Annotated in this window: 25 protein-coding genes; 11 read left to right on the top strand and 14 right to left on the bottom strand. The window is 45.1% G+C overall.

The window, feature by feature from the left end; genetic code table 11:
* Positions 1-77: 77 nt before the first annotated feature.
* The 6 genes from DXA54_RS06485 to DXA54_RS06460 all read right to left on the bottom strand — a co-directional run bounded on the left by DXA54_RS06485 (position 78) and on the right by DXA54_RS06460 (position 5868).
* Positions 78-1883 carry a DUF3987 domain-containing protein gene (locus DXA54_RS06485; protein ID WP_103877985.1) on the bottom strand — a complete coding sequence of 602 codons (1806 nt, stop codon included), beginning with the start codon at positions 1881-1883 and terminating at the stop codon, positions 78-80.
* The gene (locus DXA54_RS06480; protein ID WP_015532580.1) at positions 1834-2433 is read right to left on the bottom strand and encodes a BT4734/BF3469 family protein; all 600 of its coding nucleotides are present in this window, start codon (positions 2431-2433) and stop codon (positions 1834-1836) included. The genes DXA54_RS06485 and DXA54_RS06480 overlap by 50 nt, the downstream gene beginning before the upstream one ends.
* Complete coding sequence (gene mads1, locus DXA54_RS06475) at positions 2430-2783, bottom strand: methylation-associated defense system helix-turn-helix domain-containing protein MAD1 (RefSeq protein ID WP_005809798.1); 354 nt, start codon at positions 2781-2783, stop codon at positions 2430-2432. The genes DXA54_RS06480 and mads1 overlap by 4 nt, the downstream gene beginning before the upstream one ends.
* A 312-nt stretch (positions 2784-3095) precedes the next feature.
* Entirely contained in the window at positions 3096-4358 is a 1263-nt protein-coding gene (locus tag DXA54_RS06470) for a site-specific integrase (protein ID WP_005809799.1), read from the bottom strand.
* Positions 4355-4918 (bottom strand): helix-turn-helix domain-containing protein, encoded by a 564-nt coding sequence (locus DXA54_RS06465; RefSeq protein ID WP_005809801.1) that lies wholly within the window; start codon positions 4916-4918, stop codon positions 4355-4357. Before DXA54_RS06465 ends, DXA54_RS06470 begins: the two co-directional genes overlap by 4 nt.
* A gap of 737 nt (positions 4919-5655) precedes the next feature.
* The gene (locus tag DXA54_RS06460) at positions 5656-5868 is read right to left on the bottom strand and encodes a hypothetical protein (RefSeq protein ID WP_007837487.1); all 213 of its coding nucleotides are present in this window, start codon (positions 5866-5868) and stop codon (positions 5656-5658) included.
* A 65-nt stretch (positions 5869-5933) separates the two neighbouring features.
* Here DXA54_RS06460 and DXA54_RS06455 point away from each other — a divergent pair, with 65 nt between their 5' ends.
* Together DXA54_RS06455 and DXA54_RS06450 are read left to right on the top strand one after the other, a co-directional pair.
* Positions 5934-6518, top strand: a complete 585-nt coding sequence (locus DXA54_RS06455; protein WP_005816332.1) for a hypothetical protein — start codon at positions 5934-5936, stop codon at positions 6516-6518.
* Between the two features lie 15 nt (positions 6519-6533).
* A complete protein-coding gene (locus DXA54_RS06450; RefSeq protein WP_004319908.1) occupies positions 6534-6716 on the top strand; it encodes a hypothetical protein in 183 nt (60 codons plus the stop codon).
* A gap of 607 nt (positions 6717-7323) precedes the next feature.
* Here the strand turns inward: DXA54_RS06450 and DXA54_RS06440 are convergent.
* Positions 7324-7467 (bottom strand): hypothetical protein, encoded by a 144-nt coding sequence (locus DXA54_RS06440; protein ID WP_007897403.1) that lies wholly within the window; start codon positions 7465-7467, stop codon positions 7324-7326.
* 78 nt (positions 7468-7545) lie between these two features.
* On the opposite strand from DXA54_RS06440, the gene DXA54_RS06435 reads away from it, so the two are divergent.
* Positions 7546-7932: a single-stranded DNA-binding protein gene (locus DXA54_RS06435; protein WP_004319910.1), complete on the top strand. Its 387-nt coding sequence runs from the start codon at positions 7546-7548 to the stop codon at positions 7930-7932.
* 355 nt (positions 7933-8287) lie between these two features.
* Here the strand turns inward: DXA54_RS06435 and DXA54_RS06430 are convergent, their stop codons facing one another.
* Entirely contained in the window at positions 8288-8602 is a 315-nt protein-coding gene (locus tag DXA54_RS06430) for a hypothetical protein (RefSeq protein ID WP_224204806.1), read from the bottom strand.
* An 882-nt stretch (positions 8603-9484) separates the two neighbouring features.
* Between DXA54_RS06430 and DXA54_RS06425 the strand changes: the two genes are divergently transcribed.
* The 6 genes from DXA54_RS06425 (at position 9485) to DXA54_RS06400 (ending at position 12322) form a co-directional block, all read left to right on the top strand.
* On the top strand, positions 9485-10039 hold the full coding sequence (locus DXA54_RS06425; protein ID WP_005816324.1) for a hypothetical protein: 555 nt from the start codon (positions 9485-9487) through the stop codon (positions 10037-10039).
* The gene (locus tag DXA54_RS06420) at positions 10027-10278 is read left to right on the top strand and encodes a hypothetical protein (protein WP_007837480.1); all 252 of its coding nucleotides are present in this window, start codon (positions 10027-10029) and stop codon (positions 10276-10278) included. Before DXA54_RS06425 ends, DXA54_RS06420 begins: the two co-directional genes overlap by 13 nt.
* Before the next feature lie 47 nt (positions 10279-10325).
* Positions 10326-10682, top strand: coding sequence for a helix-turn-helix domain-containing protein (locus DXA54_RS06415; protein ID WP_007837478.1), 357 nt, complete (start codon positions 10326-10328; stop codon positions 10680-10682).
* A gap of 53 nt (positions 10683-10735) precedes the next feature.
* Complete coding sequence (locus DXA54_RS06410) at positions 10736-11161, top strand: single-stranded DNA-binding protein (protein WP_005816321.1); 426 nt, start codon at positions 10736-10738, stop codon at positions 11159-11161.
* A 119-nt stretch (positions 11162-11280) separates the two neighbouring features.
* On the top strand, positions 11281-12036 hold the full coding sequence (locus DXA54_RS06405) for a ParA family protein (protein WP_005816319.1): 756 nt from the start codon (positions 11281-11283) through the stop codon (positions 12034-12036).
* A 7-nt stretch (positions 12037-12043) separates the two neighbouring features.
* Positions 12044-12322, top strand: a complete 279-nt coding sequence (locus tag DXA54_RS06400) for a plasmid partition protein ParG (RefSeq protein WP_005816317.1) — start codon at positions 12044-12046, stop codon at positions 12320-12322.
* Positions 12323-12572: 250 nt separating this feature from the next.
* On the opposite strand, the gene istB is transcribed toward DXA54_RS06400, so the two are convergent.
* Both istB and istA read right to left on the bottom strand, forming a co-directional pair.
* Entirely contained in the window at positions 12573-13355 is a 783-nt protein-coding gene (gene istB / locus DXA54_RS06395; RefSeq protein ID WP_002558141.1) for an IS21-like element helper ATPase IstB, read from the bottom strand.
* Complete coding sequence (gene istA, locus DXA54_RS06390) at positions 13342-14922, bottom strand: IS21 family transposase (protein WP_002558140.1); 1581 nt, start codon at positions 14920-14922, stop codon at positions 13342-13344. The genes istB and istA overlap by 14 nt, the downstream gene beginning before the upstream one ends.
* 593 nt (positions 14923-15515) lie before the next feature.
* Between istA and DXA54_RS06380 the strand changes: the two genes are divergently transcribed.
* Complete coding sequence (locus DXA54_RS06380; protein ID WP_005816315.1) at positions 15516-16082, top strand: hypothetical protein; 567 nt, start codon at positions 15516-15518, stop codon at positions 16080-16082.
* A gap of 3 nt (positions 16083-16085) precedes the next feature.
* Positions 16086-16577, top strand: coding sequence for an SLOG family protein (locus DXA54_RS06375; RefSeq protein ID WP_005816313.1), 492 nt, complete (start codon positions 16086-16088; stop codon positions 16575-16577).
* Positions 16578-16877: 300 nt separating this feature from the next.
* On the opposite strand, the gene DXA54_RS06370 is transcribed toward DXA54_RS06375, so the two are convergent.
* From DXA54_RS06370 to DXA54_RS06355, 4 genes are read right to left on the bottom strand one after another with little or no spacing between them, the layout of a single operon-like run.
* Complete coding sequence (locus tag DXA54_RS06370) at positions 16878-17057, bottom strand: transcriptional regulator (RefSeq protein ID WP_005816310.1); 180 nt, start codon at positions 17055-17057, stop codon at positions 16878-16880.
* Between the two features lie 24 nt (positions 17058-17081).
* Positions 17082-17318 (bottom strand): hypothetical protein, encoded by a 237-nt coding sequence (locus tag DXA54_RS06365; RefSeq protein ID WP_005816304.1) that lies wholly within the window; start codon positions 17316-17318, stop codon positions 17082-17084.
* Between the two features lie 9 nt (positions 17319-17327).
* Complete coding sequence (locus tag DXA54_RS06360; RefSeq protein WP_005816302.1) at positions 17328-17534, bottom strand: hypothetical protein; 207 nt, start codon at positions 17532-17534, stop codon at positions 17328-17330.
* On the bottom strand, positions 17531-17968 hold the full coding sequence (locus DXA54_RS06355; protein WP_005816300.1) for a DUF4186 domain-containing protein: 438 nt from the start codon (positions 17966-17968) through the stop codon (positions 17531-17533). The genes DXA54_RS06360 and DXA54_RS06355 overlap by 4 nt, the downstream gene beginning before the upstream one ends.
* Positions 17969-18139 lie beyond the last annotated feature (171 nt).

The following is an 18139-nucleotide window of genomic DNA, read 5'->3' as shown; positions in this document are numbered from 1 at the left end:
AAATTGATTTTTTGAGAGTGGCAGTTCTATCCGCTTGCCGCCTAGGTTTTAGTGACACTAAAACACAAACTTGCCACTCAAAAAATCTTCCTATATTTACCTTGTTCTATTCGGCTTAGTTTGCCATCTTTGATAAAGGCTTCTATCCATTTGTTTGCCGTACTTCCATTCTCACCTAAAGCTAAAACAGTTGCATCATAATCTTTTTTGGTAAATGTTTCGGGCAACATATTATAAAGGGTATTCCTTCGTGCGTAAATGCCCGTTTCTTGTGAAAGGGATTGTAAACGTTTGGGCTGATTTCCTGACAAGTTTCGATAGATGAACACTGCATGGCAAAGCAAGGTTTCACAGATACTCATGGCTATGGAATAGTCATATTTATGGCAAATTAATTGTATAGTCTCGTCAGAGGAATATGATTCGTGAGGCATATTCTCCAAATGCCGGACAGCAGTCAACACCATCATTATACGATAGGCAATCAGCCCCATCCGACGGACTACACCCTGCATTTTGTTATCTACTTCGTCACAACATTCATCATTCACCCGACTGAGATATTCTATAAAATGTTCCTGCAAATCAGAGGGAAGAGAAAAGGAATAATTACCTTGCCTAACAAATTCTTCATGTAAATGGCAGAATTTATCCCCCAATAGTTTGAACATGGCATTCTTGGATTGGGAAATATCATTTGTGGCAAACACGTTTCTTATACCTCTCTTGAAGCGAATGATATAGAAACAAAAACGGCTCATCAGACCGTTTTCTGCATCAGGTATCAATTTTCTTACTTGTTCGGGAGTTCCTGCCAAAGCGACTGACACTCTTGGATTGCTGACTTCGCAATATTCCCTGTCCTTGCGGCGGCTTAAACTGACTAACTCATGGTGGAATGCTTTTCGCAATACATCAGAATAATTACCATAGTCCGACTTCAAAGTCTGGCTTAATGTGTCACCTTCCGATTCAAATAGTAGTCCGATACCGTCATTATCTCCCAATATCTTCAAGAAAGAACTTGCACTACTATTGGCAGGAATGACAAGCATTCGCATGGGCGGTTCAGCTGGCATGGTCATTCCACCATCTTTCTTGCCTTTGATGTAAGCGTTTATTGCTTCCTTATACTCCTGCTCCAATCGTTTGGAAAGTTCATGCAAATTACGATTGATAGGGGCTACAAGTTCCCGGCACAAAGTCAACGCACCTTTCCCCATACCGGCATCTGCAACAACAAACAGATAAAGATTCGGATAAACGATTCGTTCATCGTAAACTCCGCAAACATTGTGAAAGCAGACAGACAAACACACAATAGCTCCAATCAATATCGTATCACGGTCATCCAGCGATATAGAATTGTTAACAACCTCATTTAGGAAAGGGGGAAGATGCGCAAATACACACTCAGGAAATGCTGGAAGTTCTTCCTCTGACTTTATCCATTTACCCGTTTTTCTATTTTGGATATTTGGAAAAATGGATAAATGTTCTTTGCTGAATGGAGCCAGCGAGATTCCGGCTTGGTTTGCCAGATGGAAGAAAGAACGAATGGTAATACCTTGTCCTTTGGATTGCAGACAATGCGTGTATTGTTTGTCTGTCTCTTCCCTTTGATAGTGAAGATAAAACCTACTAATGCGGTGATAATACTCCCGTCCGTTTTCTCCCAATCCGTCCACAAGCGCAAAACCCAATTCTACCCAATCTTTATAATTGGGTGCTATATCAATGGCACGCTGCTCTATTTCCCAGACAACATGTTCCACATCTTCCTCTACCTTATTATATAATGAAGTGATACTTGGTATATCTGTTTGCTTTATTTCAGAAGGGACATTCTCCCAATCTTGGGCGAAAAATATTTTCTTCGACATCATCTTTATATTTAGGGTTAATATATGCTTGTGGATCATGTGGCAAAAAACATGAACGAGCAACGTCACTTCCGGACATATCTACTAACGGCAAGCCTGTTGCTTTGATGCAGTTGGCAACAGCCTTAAAGTACCGGAAATGTTCCCAGCCTTTCAAGTCTACAGGTATGATCCATTTTAATCCATTACCGGATGGACTGACAAACAACAGTTCCGTATCGAAATATTCATGGTTGAGTAACTTTTGCTTTAGTTCCATAATATCTTCCACATGATCAAAGTCCAGACACATCAATCCGGAGTGCATTATCAGTTCCTTCTCATTCCGCTTACCGAATAATCCAGAGAAAGTACAATAGTCAAAATGGGTGGTTTTGTACCTTTTGGCTTCAGGAGAAGTTAACATCAGACGTAGAGCTTCGGTTTGTGGTTGTGCATAATGCCCGGTGATATAGCGGTACACATCCACAATACCTACAGCTCTTATCGGTTCGATGTTCTGGATAGGCTTGCGAAAGAATGAAAAACAATAATCAGTCGTTCCCATCATCTGATAATCTTTTTGGATTCGACAAATCGTCTAGCTTCCTCCATCAAGTCATTCTGTGTCTTATGCGATTTGTTCTTCAACCAGTCATCTATTTCCGATTGCAAGAAAGCCAATGCCTTATTTATTTTATGTACGGGAATCTGTTTAGTTGATACCCATCCATAAACCGTTTGCTTGGCTGGATGCGATGGCAGATAAGCGCATAGCTCATCTATATCCATCCACTTGGGTGAATCACTTGCCTGCTTATGTTGCAAGGCATTTACTTTGGATTGTAGTGATTCTACGGACTCAATCAGGTAGGACAACGCATTTGGCATTTCCTCCAACGAATTTACTTTATAAGCCATTTTCTTCGTATTAAAGTTGATGCCGCAAAAGTATAGGGATGTTTATGAGTGCTAAATAGGTGCTTGAAAGCCACCAATCAACCGCTCATTTACCACTGACAGATTTAAGTTTCATTAATACGAGAATTTATTGGAAAACATAATAAAAGGGAAATAAACTATTATTGGGACTAACACATTCCTCACCGAAAGTCTCAATGCTACAAAACACCCCTCAAAAAGCCGATGCTTCATGAGGGGCAAATGGTGGTAAGTATATGATTGGTATTACATAAGTCGTTGATGCTCAATGGTGGATATAACCACCACAACCTATAAATCCAAATTTTCTATATACAGTGTATTGGCGGCTTTCTCCTTTTGTTCGTTTACAAGATGCGTATAAATCTGCGTAGTTTTGACGTTTGTATGTCCCATCAAAGACTTGATTGTGTATATGTCAACGCCATTTTCCAGCAACAGCGAAGCGTAGCTATGTCGCCCACAATGGAAGGTGATGTGCTTCTTGATACCGGATGCTTCTATCCAGACTTTCAGAGGACGAGAAATCCAAGAGGCATCGGTCAGTCCTTCAAAAACAAGTGCTTCATCATCGTTTGGACGTATGCCACATAATTGAAGTGCTTGTTGGATGACAGGCTTGTAATCCGGTCTTTTTGTCTTTTGCTGTACAACGACCGCTTGCCATGTTCCCTTATTTGTTTGTTGAATCTGTTTCCATTTCAAAGATTGAATATCACTATGGCGCAATCCTGTGAGAATAGAGAACAAGAACGCACGTTTCAAAACATCATCCTTGCAAGGGGTATCAACCAACATTTGCACCTCATTCATGGTAAGTGCAACACGGGGTTTCTCAATGTTTGTTATTCCCTTTACTTTTGCACTTATATCAACTGTAAGATATTCATCAATAAATGCCTGTTTCAGTCCGGCTTTGAGTATGGAGAAATAGGTTGATGCCGTATTTTGTGAGATAGTACCTTTCTTATTCCCTCCCATTGGAGCACGAAGAAGGAACATCTTTATATCTTCAAGCAGTTTAACTGAAATCGCCTTGAATGGAATTGGTTGCCCATGCGAATACATTTTCAATAATTCGCCTACACGCCTCCAGTTAACTATAATCGAATCGGAACTATTGGGATGACGTGTGCTTATAATACCATTGAAATACTTGATAAAATCCTGTTCGCTCCGCTCATTCTGTGCAGCGATTTCGTTTTCCTTATCAGTGTAAAGGATGGCACTATCGTATTCGTGTTGGCGTAACTTACGGATATTGTCAGCATAGATACAAGCCTCTTGGTCTATCGTTGAACGGCATTGGATAATCCCATTCAAATCACGCTTAGGCTTATAGTTGAATGTTCCATCTGGCAAAATACGTGCAATGGACGATTTGTCCCAAACAGGCGTGGATATAGTCCGGTTAATGGATTCCACCACACGGCTTGCCCGTTTAGAACCTCGCTTATAAACTGGGTATGATTCTATAATCAGATACCACTCTTCTTTATAATTCGACCTTCTGAGTTTGACGGTCACTTTGGTATTAGGTAATGCTTTCTTCATTCTACTTCTGACTTATATAGATTATCAATTTCTTGCTTGGGTACATACACATAGTTTCCTATTTGTCTTGAGGGAATAGAGTATTTTCTAACATGTGCCCATACTGAACTGTCATTAATATGGTACTTCTCACAAATCTCAGTAATGGTATAGCAATCCTCCGGCTCTAAGCTGTATATTTTAGGAGCAGGCTTTTCTTTCTCCGCAATACTTTCCGGTCTGTTTAGAAAAAGCCATTCCATTTCAGAGCGTTTGATACGTGTGAGCCTTGTACCCATATTGATAGTTGGAATACGTCCCAATTTAATCAGGCGATACAGAGTGCTACGTTCCACCCCGAACATAGCGACGGCTTCCTTTACAGAAATGTACTCTCTGATGTCTGATACTTGTTTAGCAATGGCTTCTAACTTCGCGTTTCTATCCTTTGCATCCTTTTTGCGTTTCCAAGCCACTTTACCACATTTAGGGGAACAATAGTGACTGTCAAGTGTTTTTGCGACAAACACTTTGCCGCAGACCTTACACTTCCGTTTGATTTCAAATCCGATTGTTGGCATGTGATCTACTTTTAAGTATGTATTAGTATGTATAAGTGTGATTAAGTACCACATTATCTACTTTTTTGTCTTGTCGCAAACATGTCGCAAATAAGAGATAAAAAAGCCCATAGAAAACACATAGCAACCATGAACTCCATAAACGCAAAAAGCGTGCAACTCATTGAGCTGCACGCTTTTGCTTATTGTTTATTATCTGTATCCTTATCGGAATCATTTGACTTCCTCAAATATAAAGTATATTGATAATCAGTTAGTTACTGTTATCAAGATACAAATGATATGCAAATGTAAGTATAAAACCATATAGAAAAAGTACAAATGGACATTACTTTGTATGATAACATCCTTTTCTACAGATTAAGGGTTAACACAATGTTATACTACTGATATTCAGCATATTGAAGCTGTTCTTCCTTGCATTCAACAAAGAGTGTTAAATTATATTAAATCCTACAGGGCAATTATGATTCGTGCAAAGATAATATTTTGCAGTCAAAGGAAGAAAGACTTCTTGAACCACTTCTATGGTTCTATACTTCTGTTTCTGACGTAAGCTGACCCGTACGGTTTTCGGGTTTTAGACGGACATATATACAGTTTACTTTAGGTTAGCATATATATAAGAGCTAACCAAGGTAAACTAAAGTGTTTTTGTCCTGTAGATACTGCACTTTGTGGACTCTTTTCTCCTTTGACTGCAAAAACCTCTTATAGCCTTATCTCCACCTATAACGTCACTTCACACTGCTGTACCATGCAGTCTGCCATGTACCACCCCATCGGGCTTTGATAAGAATTGTGTTGCAAAGGTACCTGTCATGGCGTTCATCCTGCAAGGTCGGTGCCTGTGGTTTGTCCGTGAAATCTCCACGCTCTGATTGTGGCAGAGGTAGTATTTGACGGCAAAACCTTGCATTGATGAGCCATAACACCTTTTGGGGCAACATAATTCTTTAATCAATCCCGATGGTAGTTGGTTCTACATAAGGGAAGAAAATAAAAATTTTATCTTATGGCTAACATTTGCGACACTCAGTACAAGGTGACAGGCTCACGCAAAGCCGTGGCAGACCTTTGGAACACACTCCAAGAGTTGGAGGTGAACAGTAATAATGTGTATCTGTATCTCTTGGCAGAACACTATGGCATTGACTACGAGAAGAAAGGCATCTCGGTGAGAGGACACATCTATTGGGCAGAGTATGAGGAGAACGTGGAAGACGATTATGCCCTCTTGTCCTTTGACACCGAAAGTGCTTGGTCTTCATGCGACTTGTTCTTTGAGGAGGTGAACAAGGCACTTGGCGATGAACTTTCAATCAGTTGGCGAGAGGTTGAGCCAGGTTGCGACATCTTCTATACGCACGATGAGAACGACTTCTTCCCCGAAGAGTGCTACGTCACTGCATACGGAGAACTCTTTGAGGATTGTGAGGGTGCTTACTCCACCTTTGGTGATGCTATCAAGTTGTGGTGTGAGAAGACTGGTGTCTCACAGGACGGAAGAAGCGAACAGAAGATGATTGACTTCATCAATGAATACGAGTATGAGGCAGAGGACACGAATTTCTGCATCAATCCAATCACATTCGGCTAACAAGGAGGAACGGATATGGCAACGATAGACATGGAGCAGTTGGACGGCGTTGTAGGGTGTTTCTGCACCTTGCTTTATCCCCGAAGAGGTCAGACAGAGGGAACGATTGTCGAGGACTTGGGTTGTGAGGTCATTGTCCAGCTCATCAACGGCAAGGAAGTGACGGAGTACAAGGATGATGTTGTCATCTGTGAATAATCAGGAGAGAGTCTGTTGGCTATGTGGCTTGCAGACTCTTTCTTCCTTTGACTGCAAAAACTCTTTTAGGACAATCCTCCAATGAGGTTATGGCTGTTGTAACTGAAATACCTTGGGAGCAAGTTGTGCGGTTTGCTCACTTGCTCCAGTCCTGTTATAGAAGCGATGCTTCGACACCTGTATAGCGATACGTCGCCAAAGTCCCTTCGCCGTTTTAAGCGTCTCTGTACCTTGTTATAGGAATGGTCATTTCGCCTTTTGGTTTTACTCGTCTGTCTTTTGCGACTCTTCCTTGTCGGACACAGAACTTGGTCTTAGCATGATGACAGTGCTATCGCCAATCCTCTGATGTCTGTCCTCTTTTGGCTTGATGCCTCTATTGCTAAGCTGACCCTTAGGCTTGTCGTTCATCGTGCATCAGTGTTCATGCTCCTCACTCTTCTGATGATACAGCTGTAAGGTCGGATTTCCCGCTTCGTTTCTCCAGGCATACAGCCATAGCAGTGCCCCTGTCTGTTGCATACGGATTGCCTCCTTGCTTACAACCTTTGTTCCATTGTTTGGCCCCGTCTTTTTCTGAATTGAGCTATTTGAAAGCCACTTATTTTTACCATGCAAAGGTAGCGTGATGCTGCGAAGGACTTCCTCCTTCTTGTGTGGCCGCTATCGCTGTGACCAATAAAATAGTGCGTAATCTTCCTTTTTCTCCCTTACCGCCAACGACAAAAAGAGTATTGCGAACGATTTTCATGGTGCTTCCCACATGGTGCCACATCCCTGCTTTTGAATGCATGTAAAAATTAAGTTTCACTTTTAAATTCAATTCAAAATGAAAAAGATCGAGAACAACTTCACAGTTTCAGGTTTCGTAGGTAAGGATGCAGAAATCCGTCAGTTCGCAAACGCCAGCGTAGCACGCTTCTCATTGGCAGTAGGCCGTCAGGAGAAGAACGGCGAGGAAACCAACCGCGTATCGGCTTTCATGAATATGGAGGCATGGCGCAAGAACGAGCACACCGAATCATTCGACAAGCTCACCAAGGGCACGTTGCTCACCGTCGAGGGTTTCTTCAAGCCAGAGGAGTGGACAGACAAGGATGGCGTGAAGCACTCCAGAATCATCATGGTTGCAACCAAGTTCTACGAGTGTCCCGACAAGGAGGAGACTCCTGCGGAAGAGCCGGCCAAGCCAGCAACCAAGAAAGGCAAGAAATAGCCTTTCCTCTCCATAACAAGGCGACCTTCGGGTCGCTTTTGTTTTGCTCAGGGACATCAATCTGCTGTTATAGCGTGTGATAATCTTCTCTAATAACAACCATGTGCATTTATTAACCATAACGGCAACGCCGTCTTCCTTTATTCTAACCACTTCGTCCCTCACCATTTGCGAAACGTCACCAAGATGGTTGGCATACAGATATTCCCGGCTGATGGCGACAAAGTCGCTATTAGCCAAGAAAGACAGTATGCCAAGGTCTGAACGCGAGAGGACTGCCATCTATGCCACAAGATGCCGAAGCCGAGGCTTCTGATAATTGTGTCCTTTACTGGCTATCCACTCGCCTTGATATTCAGACCGTCAATCTTGCGACAGCTTCACTACCCACCCACACCTGCTTTACTATTCTTCTTCTCTTTGACTGCAAAATATTTTCTGTTATAAGCGGTGGTTTCGTCCAAGTGCGTTGTATCGCTTCGCCCCACACCTTCAGAACGGCATTACTGTACGGACACCGCACGAATCCCATGTGACAGGCAGCCAACAATGTCACTATCAGAAACTGACACTTCTGATAACTGCCTTTATTGCTGTCTGGCTGTCCCATTATCGGGCTTCGGCAATGTCCGTGTAATGCCATTCTGCCCACCCATACCACCTTTACCACTAATCAACTGTTTTACAATTTCTCTTCTGCTATACAAGAGGCAGTTCTTGTCCACTCAGGCATATTGAATGTGGCAGACATGTCTGCTACGTCCAATCTGCCTCAGTGTCCTGCGGCAAGGACAAGGCACATTTGTCATGCTGACAGGAGTGCCCGATTTGTCCGTTGCGCAACTGTCTCTTCTTGCCTGATATACGTTACTATCTACTTCTAAATTATACTGCTTTGCCCCACGCCTTTGCGAAGCGTTACATGGTCTGTCGTCATACAGACATCCTTGGCTGATGGCAACACGTTGCTATTAGCCAAAGCTGACAGTATGCCGAAGTACCGACGCGAGAGAATTGTCTGTCCGTGCTACAAGCTATCAAGGCTGAAGCTTTGATGACTTGCATCCCGGTCAGCCAACACACTCGCTTTATGTCGGTACAGCAGACCTGCAAACACTTCACTGCCCACCCTTACTGTTTCAATCTTTCTTCTTACCTCTTTATATATAACACATCATTCCTCTTGCAGCCAATATCAATAATCTTCTTCCAATCAGCGCAGTGGTAGGCATATTTCCTGCAAAGTTAGCCGCGTCTGAGACAATCGTCAAATTCTGCTTGAGGTCTTGTGACTGTGAACAATCTTCCTTTTCCTCGGAAAAGAGTATTCTTCACACATAATTTGTCTTTATGTCTTTTCTTGCGGCTTGTGGGAGCAGAAAATATCCCTCCACAGGCTGAAAGGTCTCGAAAGGAGGGAAGAGAAAGAAACGGTTAAGCGAACGCAGAGGGAATTTATTCACTATGCTGAGCGTAAGTTTCTTCAACGTAGTTAAACAAGTCCAGCGACATGGGCGACAAACTTATTTGTATCACTAAAAATAGAAAGGCAATGAAGATTATCATCCTGCATGATGCTGACGCACGCATCGAGTATCTTGACGTAGCCGACCACCTTCTCGGCTCAGACATCGAGGAGTTCCTCACCAGACAGGGCTTCTCAGTGAACAACATCACATGGCTTGTCACATCGGCAGACCATATCCCAGTGGTTTACCACAAGTATGACATCGACTGCAAGACCGGCGAGGCAACCCACACCAAACGAGAGGCAGAACTGCAAGACCTCACTATCCACGGACAACTCCAGGCATTGCAGCACCGGGAGCAGGACGAGCTGAAAGCGGCTCTTCGCAAGTACGGCACGGAGGTGGACGGAGGCTTTGAGGTGCATTTCGAGGGAGAGCAGCCCATCGTGGCAGGTTATCTCTTTGACGAGCCTCGTGACATCGTCATAGACGCAGCACGTTTGGATGCCGACGGAAACTTGTCGCTTCTTGGAGAGGACAAGGAAGTGAGGGATGGACAATACGACATAGAGCCAAGCGACATATTTGGCGGTCAGTTGGACTATGTCACGTCGAGTATAGGTGCATGGATGAAGTAGGAGCATGTATGACCCAGTGCATCGTATATGACGAGACGACCAAGGAGAGCGAGACCTTTTGCTCATTGACCGCAGCCAAGAAGTGGATGCGAGAGCGCATCAAACAGAAGCATGAGGTAAGCGGACAGAAGTACAGAGTCTATTCCGACGGAGAGTTTGTTAATTGCGGCTCTATCAGTCTCACAGGCAGCAACAAGTCTTTTGTCGCCAATACAAGGCAGACGAAGAAAGGATATTAATAACAAGGTAACGGCAAGCCTAACCAACTTGCCACACATATATTGATATGGAAAAGCAAATATTGAGTTTTAATGACTTGCCATCAGCATTGTCATTAGTAATAAACAAGCTGGAGATTTTAGAAGAAAAGTTTTCCACACTAATGACTCAAATTCAGCCCGATAAGGGATTGGAATGGCTTAGTGTTTCCGAATTGAGTGAGTATCTCCCTACCCATCCAGTTGAACACACAATCTATTGTTGGACAAGCAATAAACAAATACCATTCCATAAGAAGGGGAAACGTATCATGTTCCTCAAATCTGAAATTGATGAGTGGATGCAAGATAACAAGAGTAGGTCACGAGCAGAAATTATGAATGAAGCAATAGCTTATGTTCAATCAACAAGAAAAGTCATTTAAATAACAAGGTAACGGCAAGTCTAACCAACTTGCCACTATAACATTTTCACATTATGATTTACACTCACACTATCGGACGCATCGGAGCAAAGGATTGCCGCGTCATCACAGGTACACACGGAACATTCATGGCTGTTGACATCGCAGTGGACGACTACAGTAAGGGCAAGCAAATCACCACTTGGGTAAGGGTGAAGAGCAGCAAGGAGAACCATATCCGTTTGGCTGAATACCTCACCAAGGGTCGTATGGTGCTTGTGGAAGGCACACTGACTTCTTCCATTTGGACAGACCGCAACGGAGAGAACCACATACAGCATAGCATCATAGCTGACTCCATCGCCTTTGTCAATGCAGGGAAGAAGGATGCAACCGACACACCTGCAACAAAGGCACGCAAGGCAGCCAAGGCAGAGGGCGAGGCTCCCGTACCGCCAGCCGATGCACCGCAGGACAAGAGCGAAGACCTTCCCTTCTGAGGGTAGTATCAACTGAGAGTAGTACGTACTAATCGTAGTAAATCCGCTTTTACTATGGTTAGTATGTACTATCAGTAGTAGAATAGTAAAGTAGTATTCACTAATAGTAGTATCATGTTATGACACAGATAATTGCAGTATTAAATCACAAGGGTGGTGTAGGGAAAAGTACGACCGCAGTAAGCCTTGCGGCAGCTCTGCAACTGAGTAAGAAGAACGTCTTGGCTATTGACATGGATGGACAAGCCAACCTCACGGAAGCCTTGGGATTGTCCATCGAGGAAGAACAGACAGTCTATGGCGCAATGTGTGGACAGTACACCTTGCCGTTGGTCAAGTTGCACAACGGCATCACCGTCTCACCCTCATGCCTTGACCTGTCTGCGGCTGAGTTAGAGCTTATCAGCGAGCCGGGACGGGAGCTTATCTTGAAGGGACTTATCACCAAAGCCATCGCCAAAGAGCATTTCGACTACATCATCATCGACTGTCCACCGTCATTGGGCTTGCTGACCTTGAATGCCCTCACCGCAGCCGACTACATCATCATCCCTGTTCAAGCGCAATACCTTGCCATGAGAGGTATGGCAAAGTTGATGGACATCATCCGCATCGTTCAGGAGCGGCTCAACTCCAACCTTAAAGTGGGCGGCATCGTCATCACCCAGTTCGATCGCCGCAAGACGTTGAACCGAAGCGTGAGGGAAATCGTCAATGACAGTTTTCACGAGAAGGTTTTCAAGACCGTCATCCGTGATAATGTGGCTTTGGCAGAAGCACCCATCAACGGCAAGACTATCTTTGAGTATAATCCCAAATCCAATGGTGCCAGTGATTATATGTCTTTGGCAAAAGAAGTGTTAAACTTAAAATAGCATAGCCATGAGCAAGAGCAGTATGTTGAAAGAGGGAATGAAAGGCGGTCTCAACGGACTCCTTTCTTCCACAAAGAAGCCGAGTAAGGAGCAGATAGTCACAGAAACTACACCAGCACCACCTGTGTCTGTTTCTGAGACTACCGAAGTGCCGGTGCATTGCAATTTCCTTATCAACAAGAGCATCCACACGAGGATGAAGTACCTCGCCATCAAGAAAGGGATGTCCTTGCGTGATATTGTCAATGAGGCAATGACAGAATACCTAAAGCGGCATGACACATGAGTGCCGCGCGGTATCATCGCCGAACAGACGATGATACCGCTATCTCTTCTATAAACAGACTTTACTATCCGTAGTATGGTAGTAAAAACTATTCGACTATTATACTATTCGTAGTCGATACTACTTTTAGAAAATACTTGGAAAATCCAGTGTAAGATGCCCCCTAAAACCAAAAAGATTCTACCCCCTGAAAATATTCAATAATGCCCCCTCAAAAAGTCTTGACCGATGGGGTTATTATTATTTTAGTTTATTTCCCTCTGTATGCCGCCATCTTCCGGACACTTTCTCCGTTTAACTCAATTCGGTGAGCCGTATGTATAATACGATCCATTATGGCATCTGCCACGGTAGGATCCCCGATTGCGTCATACCAATTATCCGTCGGCAGTTGCGAGGTAATGATGATAGACTTGCGTCCATGCCGGTCCTCTATTATATCAAGCAGGATGGGACGTTCCTTGGCGTCAAGGTTCACAAGGAATAGATCATCCAATATGAGCAGTGTGCTCCGTTCGATTCTCTTGAGTTCCGCTTCCAATGTGCCTTTTAATTTTGCCACTTTAAGCGTACCCATAAGTTTCGGGGCATTCGCATAATATGTCCGTATACCCTTCTTGCAGGCTTCATACCCCATGGCTGTGGCAAGGAAGCTCTTTCCGGTACCGGATGAACCGGTGATGAAGAGGTTCTGTCCCTGGCGAATGAACTCCAGCGAAGCAAGCCGCTCCATTTGGTTACGGTCAAGGCCACGCGGGATTGTATAGTCTATCTGTTCGAGGCAGGCCTTGTAGCGGAACGAAGCTCCGCGTATAAGACGTTGGATGGCCGCATTGGCGCGGTAGTCCCATTCCCTGGCAAGTAACATGTGTAGGAAAGAGTCGATTGTCATTGTTTCGGCCATGGTGGAGGCCAGGCTTTCAGTGAAGGCGGCTGCCATGCCATGTAGCTTCATACGGTTCATCAGCTCGATTGTCAACGTATTGCGGTCTTTTTCGACTGCTATTGGGGTGGTAAGATTATTTGTTTCCATTGTTGTTCTTATTTAAATGTTTTGATTTTGCGAAGTAGGCTGCTCCGCGGATGTTTTTGTGGGTAGATGTTACTGGGACTTCATCATCAATGTCTTCTTTTGACAGGAAGTCTGCATCATCCCCACGCTCAAGGATTTGCCTTATTTCCTGATATCCGTATTGGCGCAGTTGCGTGGCGCATGCGCTTGCTGCCACCAACCGTTCCAGTCCGAAGGTCTTCTCCAGTGCCATGATTCCTTTGCATGAACGGAATGCCGCGGGAGGATACTTCTTGAGTTCCGCCACCTTGCGCAGATACAGCAACAGGACGTTATCCGTCTGACCGGCTCGTTCGTAAATCTGTTCCAGGTCCTTTTCGTAACTTCCATGGCGTCCAGGCAATCCGTGGGCATCCTTAGTCGTATAGGCATAGGGCGTGTCATCACGCTGATGTGTGGTCACCAGACGCAGGCCATGATATATATCCAGCGTGTCGGCATCATATACAATCTCGACACGTTTGCCTATATACTCTTTTGGTACACTGTAATGGTGAAGCCGGAAGGTGACGTAGCTGTTCCGCATTACCGTTGCGGAGCGTCGTTCTTTCATCTGATGACGTATGACGGGAAGTGGGCGGAGGCAGTCGGATTCAATCTGTTCAAACTGTTCCCGTCTGGACAGGGGACGTCCACTCATCCTGCGCCCGTTGAAGGCCGAGAGCGATTCGGAGATGGCCGCATTCAGAGATTCCAGCGAGTTGAATACAAGCCCCTCGATATCAGCATAGACAGAGCGGTAAAGCAGTTTCACGGCATTTTCCACCAAGGCCTTGTCTTTTGGATGACGTACCCGTGCGGGATATACGGTACATCCATAGTGTTCGGCAAATGCTGTAAACTCCTCGTTGATTACAGGCTCGTTGCGGTCGCTACGGGTCACGGCGGCCTTGAGGTTGTCAGGTACTATCGCCATCGGAACCCCGCCGTAAAAATGAAGAGCGTTCTCACACGCCCTGATCAGGTCCTGCCTTGACTGAGACCAGACCGCCTCGCAGTAGGTATAGTGGCTGCATGGAAGTATGGCCACGAACACTTCAACGCTGCGGCATTCGCCGTTTTCACTGTCAACTACCTCTAGTTTATCGCCAGCAAAGTCGATGTACATCTGGTCTCCGGCATAATGCTCGACATGCCCTACAACATGCGTTACCATGCGGTAGCGCATGAGATAGTTGCCGAAACTGGCATGTCTGTATCCGTTAGGATGTGTTTCGCGGTACTCTTCGTACAGGCTTTTCACTGTTACACCCCGGCGGCTAAGTCGGGCGGCATACTCAGGAAGAAGTGCCTCAAGCTCAAGTTGGCGTTGTGACGGAACCCTGTTGCGGCCAACACCCTCGGAGAACATCTCCTGGATGCGGGCGGAAGGCATGGCTGCCAGTTCCTTTATCGGTATGCCACACTCTTGAAACAGGCGCACATATCTGCGCACCGTGTTGCGGGACAGCTCAAAGCTCCTGCTTATCTGCTTTATCCCCATCCCCAATGCATAACACTGGAGAATGTTTGCTATCTTTGTTGTCATAGTAGAAATGATTTTATCCCACCGGTCAAGACGGGTATCAAATCTACGAAAAAAATCCCCTGACGGACATTGTCTGACAGGGGCATTTTTATATTGGAATCAATGGGCAGGATTATTTGGGCACAAGGGGATAGAATCGCTTGGTTTTAGGGGGCATCTTACACTGGATTTTCCAATACTATCCAACTCATTTTTAGGGCAATAGTTTTCTCTGCTTGTAGGACTGTCTCCATGCTGATAAAAGGCAATGTCGTTCCCTATTACAAGATTTTCTCTTTTTCCCTCATATCAACTATCGTCCTTCCCCATATACAGCTTCGCCCCACGCCATCCCGCCCGTTTCCTCTTTTACATAACAGATTTCTTTTCGCCTGCCTTGCCGCTGCGGATATTGTTTTGCAAAGGTAATGCTGGCGATTGTTCAAACACCAAATCGTCCATTGCATTTGACCGAAAAATCTTCCTCTGCGTGCAGAGCGTATTTTTCGCTCCCGATTTGGCTTTTTGATCGCCATCACTCTTGGAAAGCAAAAAATATCCCTTGGGCAGGCAGGAAAAGCCTCCGAAATAAGGGAAGAAAAAACATAAGAGCAATGGCACACAAGAATGACTATCAAATCCAAAAGCAGTTAGACAAGCCTCAGACTTGGTTCTGCAAATACTATCCCGCACGCATCCGCAATGTGGGTGAGAAGGAGATTGCCGACAGACAATTAGTGTTTGACTTCAAGGACGGAAGAGCCTACGAGGAAGTGGCGCAGCGCACCGCAGAGAATATGCTGACACTCTACGGCAAGGGTTGCGTGAACATCGTCTTCGCCCCCGTTCCAGCATCCACAAGCGAGAGCAACGAACTCCGCTACAAGGCTTTCTGCCACAGGGTGTGTGAATTGACAGGAGCGGAAAACGGCTACGAGCACGTGAGGGTATGCGGAGAGCGTAAGACCATCCACGATAACCGCAAGAACGAGGATGAAGTCCGCAAGGCGAATGTCGTTGAGTTTGATGAGCCGTTCTTCGACAACAAAATGGTGTTGGTCTTTGACGATGTGATAACCAAGGGTCTCAGCTATGCCAAGTATGCCAACCAACTCGAAAGGCTCGGGGCATGTGTTATTGGCGGTATGTTCCTCGCACGCACACATTATAAAGTAAGGTAAAGTATGACAAAGTACGACAAGGCAGTGTCCGTATGCTTCAGCGGACACCGCAGCGTACCTTTCGCCAAGCGGAGGGAGTTGAAGCAATGTCTCAAATCGGAGATAGCCAAGGCGTATGCCGACGGCTACCGGTATTTCTATTGTGGCATGGCAATGGGATTTGACCTGCTGGCGGCAGAAGCCGCCCTTTCGTTGCAATGCGAGTTGAAGGACTTGCAGGTGATAGCCGTTGTGCCGTTCCGTGGTCAGTCTGACCGGTGGAGCAAGGAAGAGCAAGCCAAGTATGATGCCATCCTGCGCATCGTGGATGACGTGGTCGTATTGAGCGAGCAATACTACAATGGCTGCCTTCTGAGGCGCAACGACTATATGGTCAACCGCAGTTCACGTCTCATAGCCTACTTCGATGGCAATCCCAAGGGCGGCACGTTCTACACCGTCAGAGAAGCCAAGAGGCAGGGATTGGACATAGTGAATCTTCATAATAGTGTATAACCCATAAAACAGAAAATGCTTATGGACGATATTGTTGCAATCATCGTTTGCTACTTCGTGTTCGGAGCTTTGGGCAATGTGCTCAGAGCTTTGTTCGGCGGAGAGAGACGAAACGACTTCCGCCGTGACCGCTAAGCGTCTTTAAACCAAGATACGCTGACAGCCATACGTCTGCACCTTACCCCAAAAAGATGCAGCGGATAATTGTGTCCGTAGGCAAGGATATTCAGATTCCTCACCTTAACATTTTGATAAAAATAAAGATACTGCTGCCTATATTTCAAGACAGCAGTATAAACCTTACTCTGCAGGTGCCCATTTGCAACGCACAGGAGAGACGATTGCACCCTCTGCTTTCAGCTGCTTCATGGCTGCATCTACCTCTTTGCGGTCGAGACCGCTGAGTTCTGCGATTTTACCTGCGTTGAGAGGCTGACCAGCCTCTTTCATTGTTGCCAATACTTTTTCTTTTGCGTCCATTGTTTTGATGATTTGATGTTTTGTTTATAATCTTGTTATTAACTCTTGTATTTTGTCTTCCCTTATAATCTTCGGTTGTGCCTTACCTGCCAGAACGAGAATTTTCTTCCCGTTTCTGTAGATGTGCAGCTGTCTGCTTCGTACCACTGCTGTCAAGGTCTCATCATCCTGCATGGCTTGCCATATAGGATAATACACACCTTCTGGTTCAAACAACTTCTTCTGAAGGTGTGAGCACATGTTGGTTGTATCTATTGTCATATCGTTACGTCATATCATTAACATGATTCTGCCAGCTTCTTTTGTGAACATTTCAGGGAAACGGCAGATTGTTGCATACACCTGCTTGCTTGTCACAGGCTGACCGTCCTTTCTCAGGTGCAGCCTATGACGATTGATGGCATCGGCAATCTGGTCGGTTGTCATGCCGCCATTTCGCTTTACCATCACATATACTATGGCTTCTTCTATCTTCATCCTTTATTCATCTGTTTTTCAATCCATGCCATCAATACGGCAACAGCATATTCCTGTTCTTCCTTGGTCAGTGCCCTGCCTGCTGAGATGTGATGCCACTTGAAGAAGCATCCCCGGCAACAACAGCCAGTGGCATGTTGAGCCAGGAAAACAGGATGCCCACGCATGGGAGTCTGCTTGCCGTCGTTCGGTATGACAGCCGGAGCAAGTCTTTTTGCCACAAAGTCCTCTGCGTGTTTTCGTATCGTCGGCAATCCCTTTTCCATTACATACTCCCTGTCTTGCTTGGACAGATGGAACCGGCTGCGAAAATCAGACTTTGCCAATCTCTCAAAGAGATTCGTCAGGTCATACTCTTTCTTATCACCAGGAACGCTTTCTTGCGGCTCTTCCTCTTGGAACAACGATGGATATATGTATTTCTGTGACATCATTATCTGTTGCTTCTGATTTCTAATGTTATATCCATATATGACCGCTTGCCGTCTATATAGTCTGCATAGAGTATTTCTTCGCTTCTGCCTTTCAGAATATGGCACTTACCGCACAGCTCACAGTTGTGCAGACATCTCCATTCATTCAGAACGTAATCCAAACGTTCCTCT

Origin of the sequence: Bacteroides sp. OF03-11BH (assembly GCF_003604005.1) — a bacterium.
In the GTDB taxonomy this organism is placed as follows: domain Bacteria; phylum Bacteroidota; class Bacteroidia; order Bacteroidales; family Bacteroidaceae; genus Bacteroides; species Bacteroides ovatus.
This window is presented reverse-complemented; position numbering and strand designations above follow the sequence as displayed.

Bases quoted from the DNA above. Each gene is read 5' to 3' on its own strand.
- DXA54_RS06355 (WP_005816300.1), bottom strand. From the start codon at position 17,968: ATGATGTCACAGAAATACATATATCCATCGTTGTTCCAAGAGGAAGAG.
- DXA54_RS06455 (WP_005816332.1), top strand. From the start codon at position 5,934: ATGGCTAACATTTGCGACACTCAGTACAAGGTGACAGGCTCACGCAAA.
- istB (WP_002558141.1), bottom strand. From the start codon at position 13,355: ATGGAAACAAATAATCTTACCACCCCAATAGCAGTCGAAAAAGACCGC.
- DXA54_RS06440 (WP_007897403.1), bottom strand. From the start codon at position 7,467: ATGAAAATCGTTCGCAATACTCTTTTTGTCGTTGGCGGTAAGGGAGAA.
- DXA54_RS06370 (WP_005816310.1), bottom strand. From the start codon at position 17,057: ATGGACGCAAAAGAAAAAGTATTGGCAACAATGAAAGAGGCTGGTCAG.
- DXA54_RS06410 (WP_005816321.1), top strand. From the start codon at position 10,736: ATGATTTACACTCACACTATCGGACGCATCGGAGCAAAGGATTGCCGC.
- DXA54_RS06465 (WP_005809801.1), bottom strand. From the start codon at position 4,918: ATGCCAACAATCGGATTTGAAATCAAACGGAAGTGTAAGGTCTGCGGC.
- DXA54_RS06420 (WP_007837480.1), top strand. From the start codon at position 10,027: ATGGATGAAGTAGGAGCATGTATGACCCAGTGCATCGTATATGACGAG.
- DXA54_RS06360 (WP_005816302.1), bottom strand. From the start codon at position 17,534: ATGAAGATAGAAGAAGCCATAGTATATGTGATGGTAAAGCGAAATGGC.
- DXA54_RS06365 (WP_005816304.1), bottom strand. From the start codon at position 17,318: ATGACAATAGATACAACCAACATGTGCTCACACCTTCAGAAGAAGTTG.
- DXA54_RS06450 (WP_004319908.1), top strand. From the start codon at position 6,534: ATGGCAACGATAGACATGGAGCAGTTGGACGGCGTTGTAGGGTGTTTC.
- istA (WP_002558140.1), bottom strand. From the start codon at position 14,922: ATGACAACAAAGATAGCAAACATTCTCCAGTGTTATGCATTGGGGATG.
- DXA54_RS06375 (WP_005816313.1), top strand. From the start codon at position 16,086: ATGACAAAGTACGACAAGGCAGTGTCCGTATGCTTCAGCGGACACCGC.
- DXA54_RS06380 (WP_005816315.1), top strand. From the start codon at position 15,516: ATGGCACACAAGAATGACTATCAAATCCAAAAGCAGTTAGACAAGCCT.
- DXA54_RS06480 (WP_015532580.1), bottom strand. From the start codon at position 2,433: ATGATGGGAACGACTGATTATTGTTTTTCATTCTTTCGCAAGCCTATC.
- DXA54_RS06400 (WP_005816317.1), top strand. From the start codon at position 12,044: ATGAGCAAGAGCAGTATGTTGAAAGAGGGAATGAAAGGCGGTCTCAAC.
- DXA54_RS06405 (WP_005816319.1), top strand. From the start codon at position 11,281: ATGACACAGATAATTGCAGTATTAAATCACAAGGGTGGTGTAGGGAAA.
- DXA54_RS06435 (WP_004319910.1), top strand. From the start codon at position 7,546: ATGAAAAAGATCGAGAACAACTTCACAGTTTCAGGTTTCGTAGGTAAG.
- DXA54_RS06425 (WP_005816324.1), top strand. From the start codon at position 9,485: ATGAAGATTATCATCCTGCATGATGCTGACGCACGCATCGAGTATCTT.
- DXA54_RS06485 (WP_103877985.1), bottom strand. From the start codon at position 1,883: ATGTCGAAGAAAATATTTTTCGCCCAAGATTGGGAGAATGTCCCTTCT.
- DXA54_RS06415 (WP_007837478.1), top strand. From the start codon at position 10,326: ATGGAAAAGCAAATATTGAGTTTTAATGACTTGCCATCAGCATTGTCA.
- mads1 (WP_005809798.1), bottom strand. From the start codon at position 2,783: ATGGCTTATAAAGTAAATTCGTTGGAGGAAATGCCAAATGCGTTGTCC.
- DXA54_RS06470 (WP_005809799.1), bottom strand. From the start codon at position 4,358: ATGAAGAAAGCATTACCTAATACCAAAGTGACCGTCAAACTCAGAAGG.
- DXA54_RS06460 (WP_007837487.1), bottom strand. From the start codon at position 5,868: ATGTTGCCCCAAAAGGTGTTATGGCTCATCAATGCAAGGTTTTGCCGT.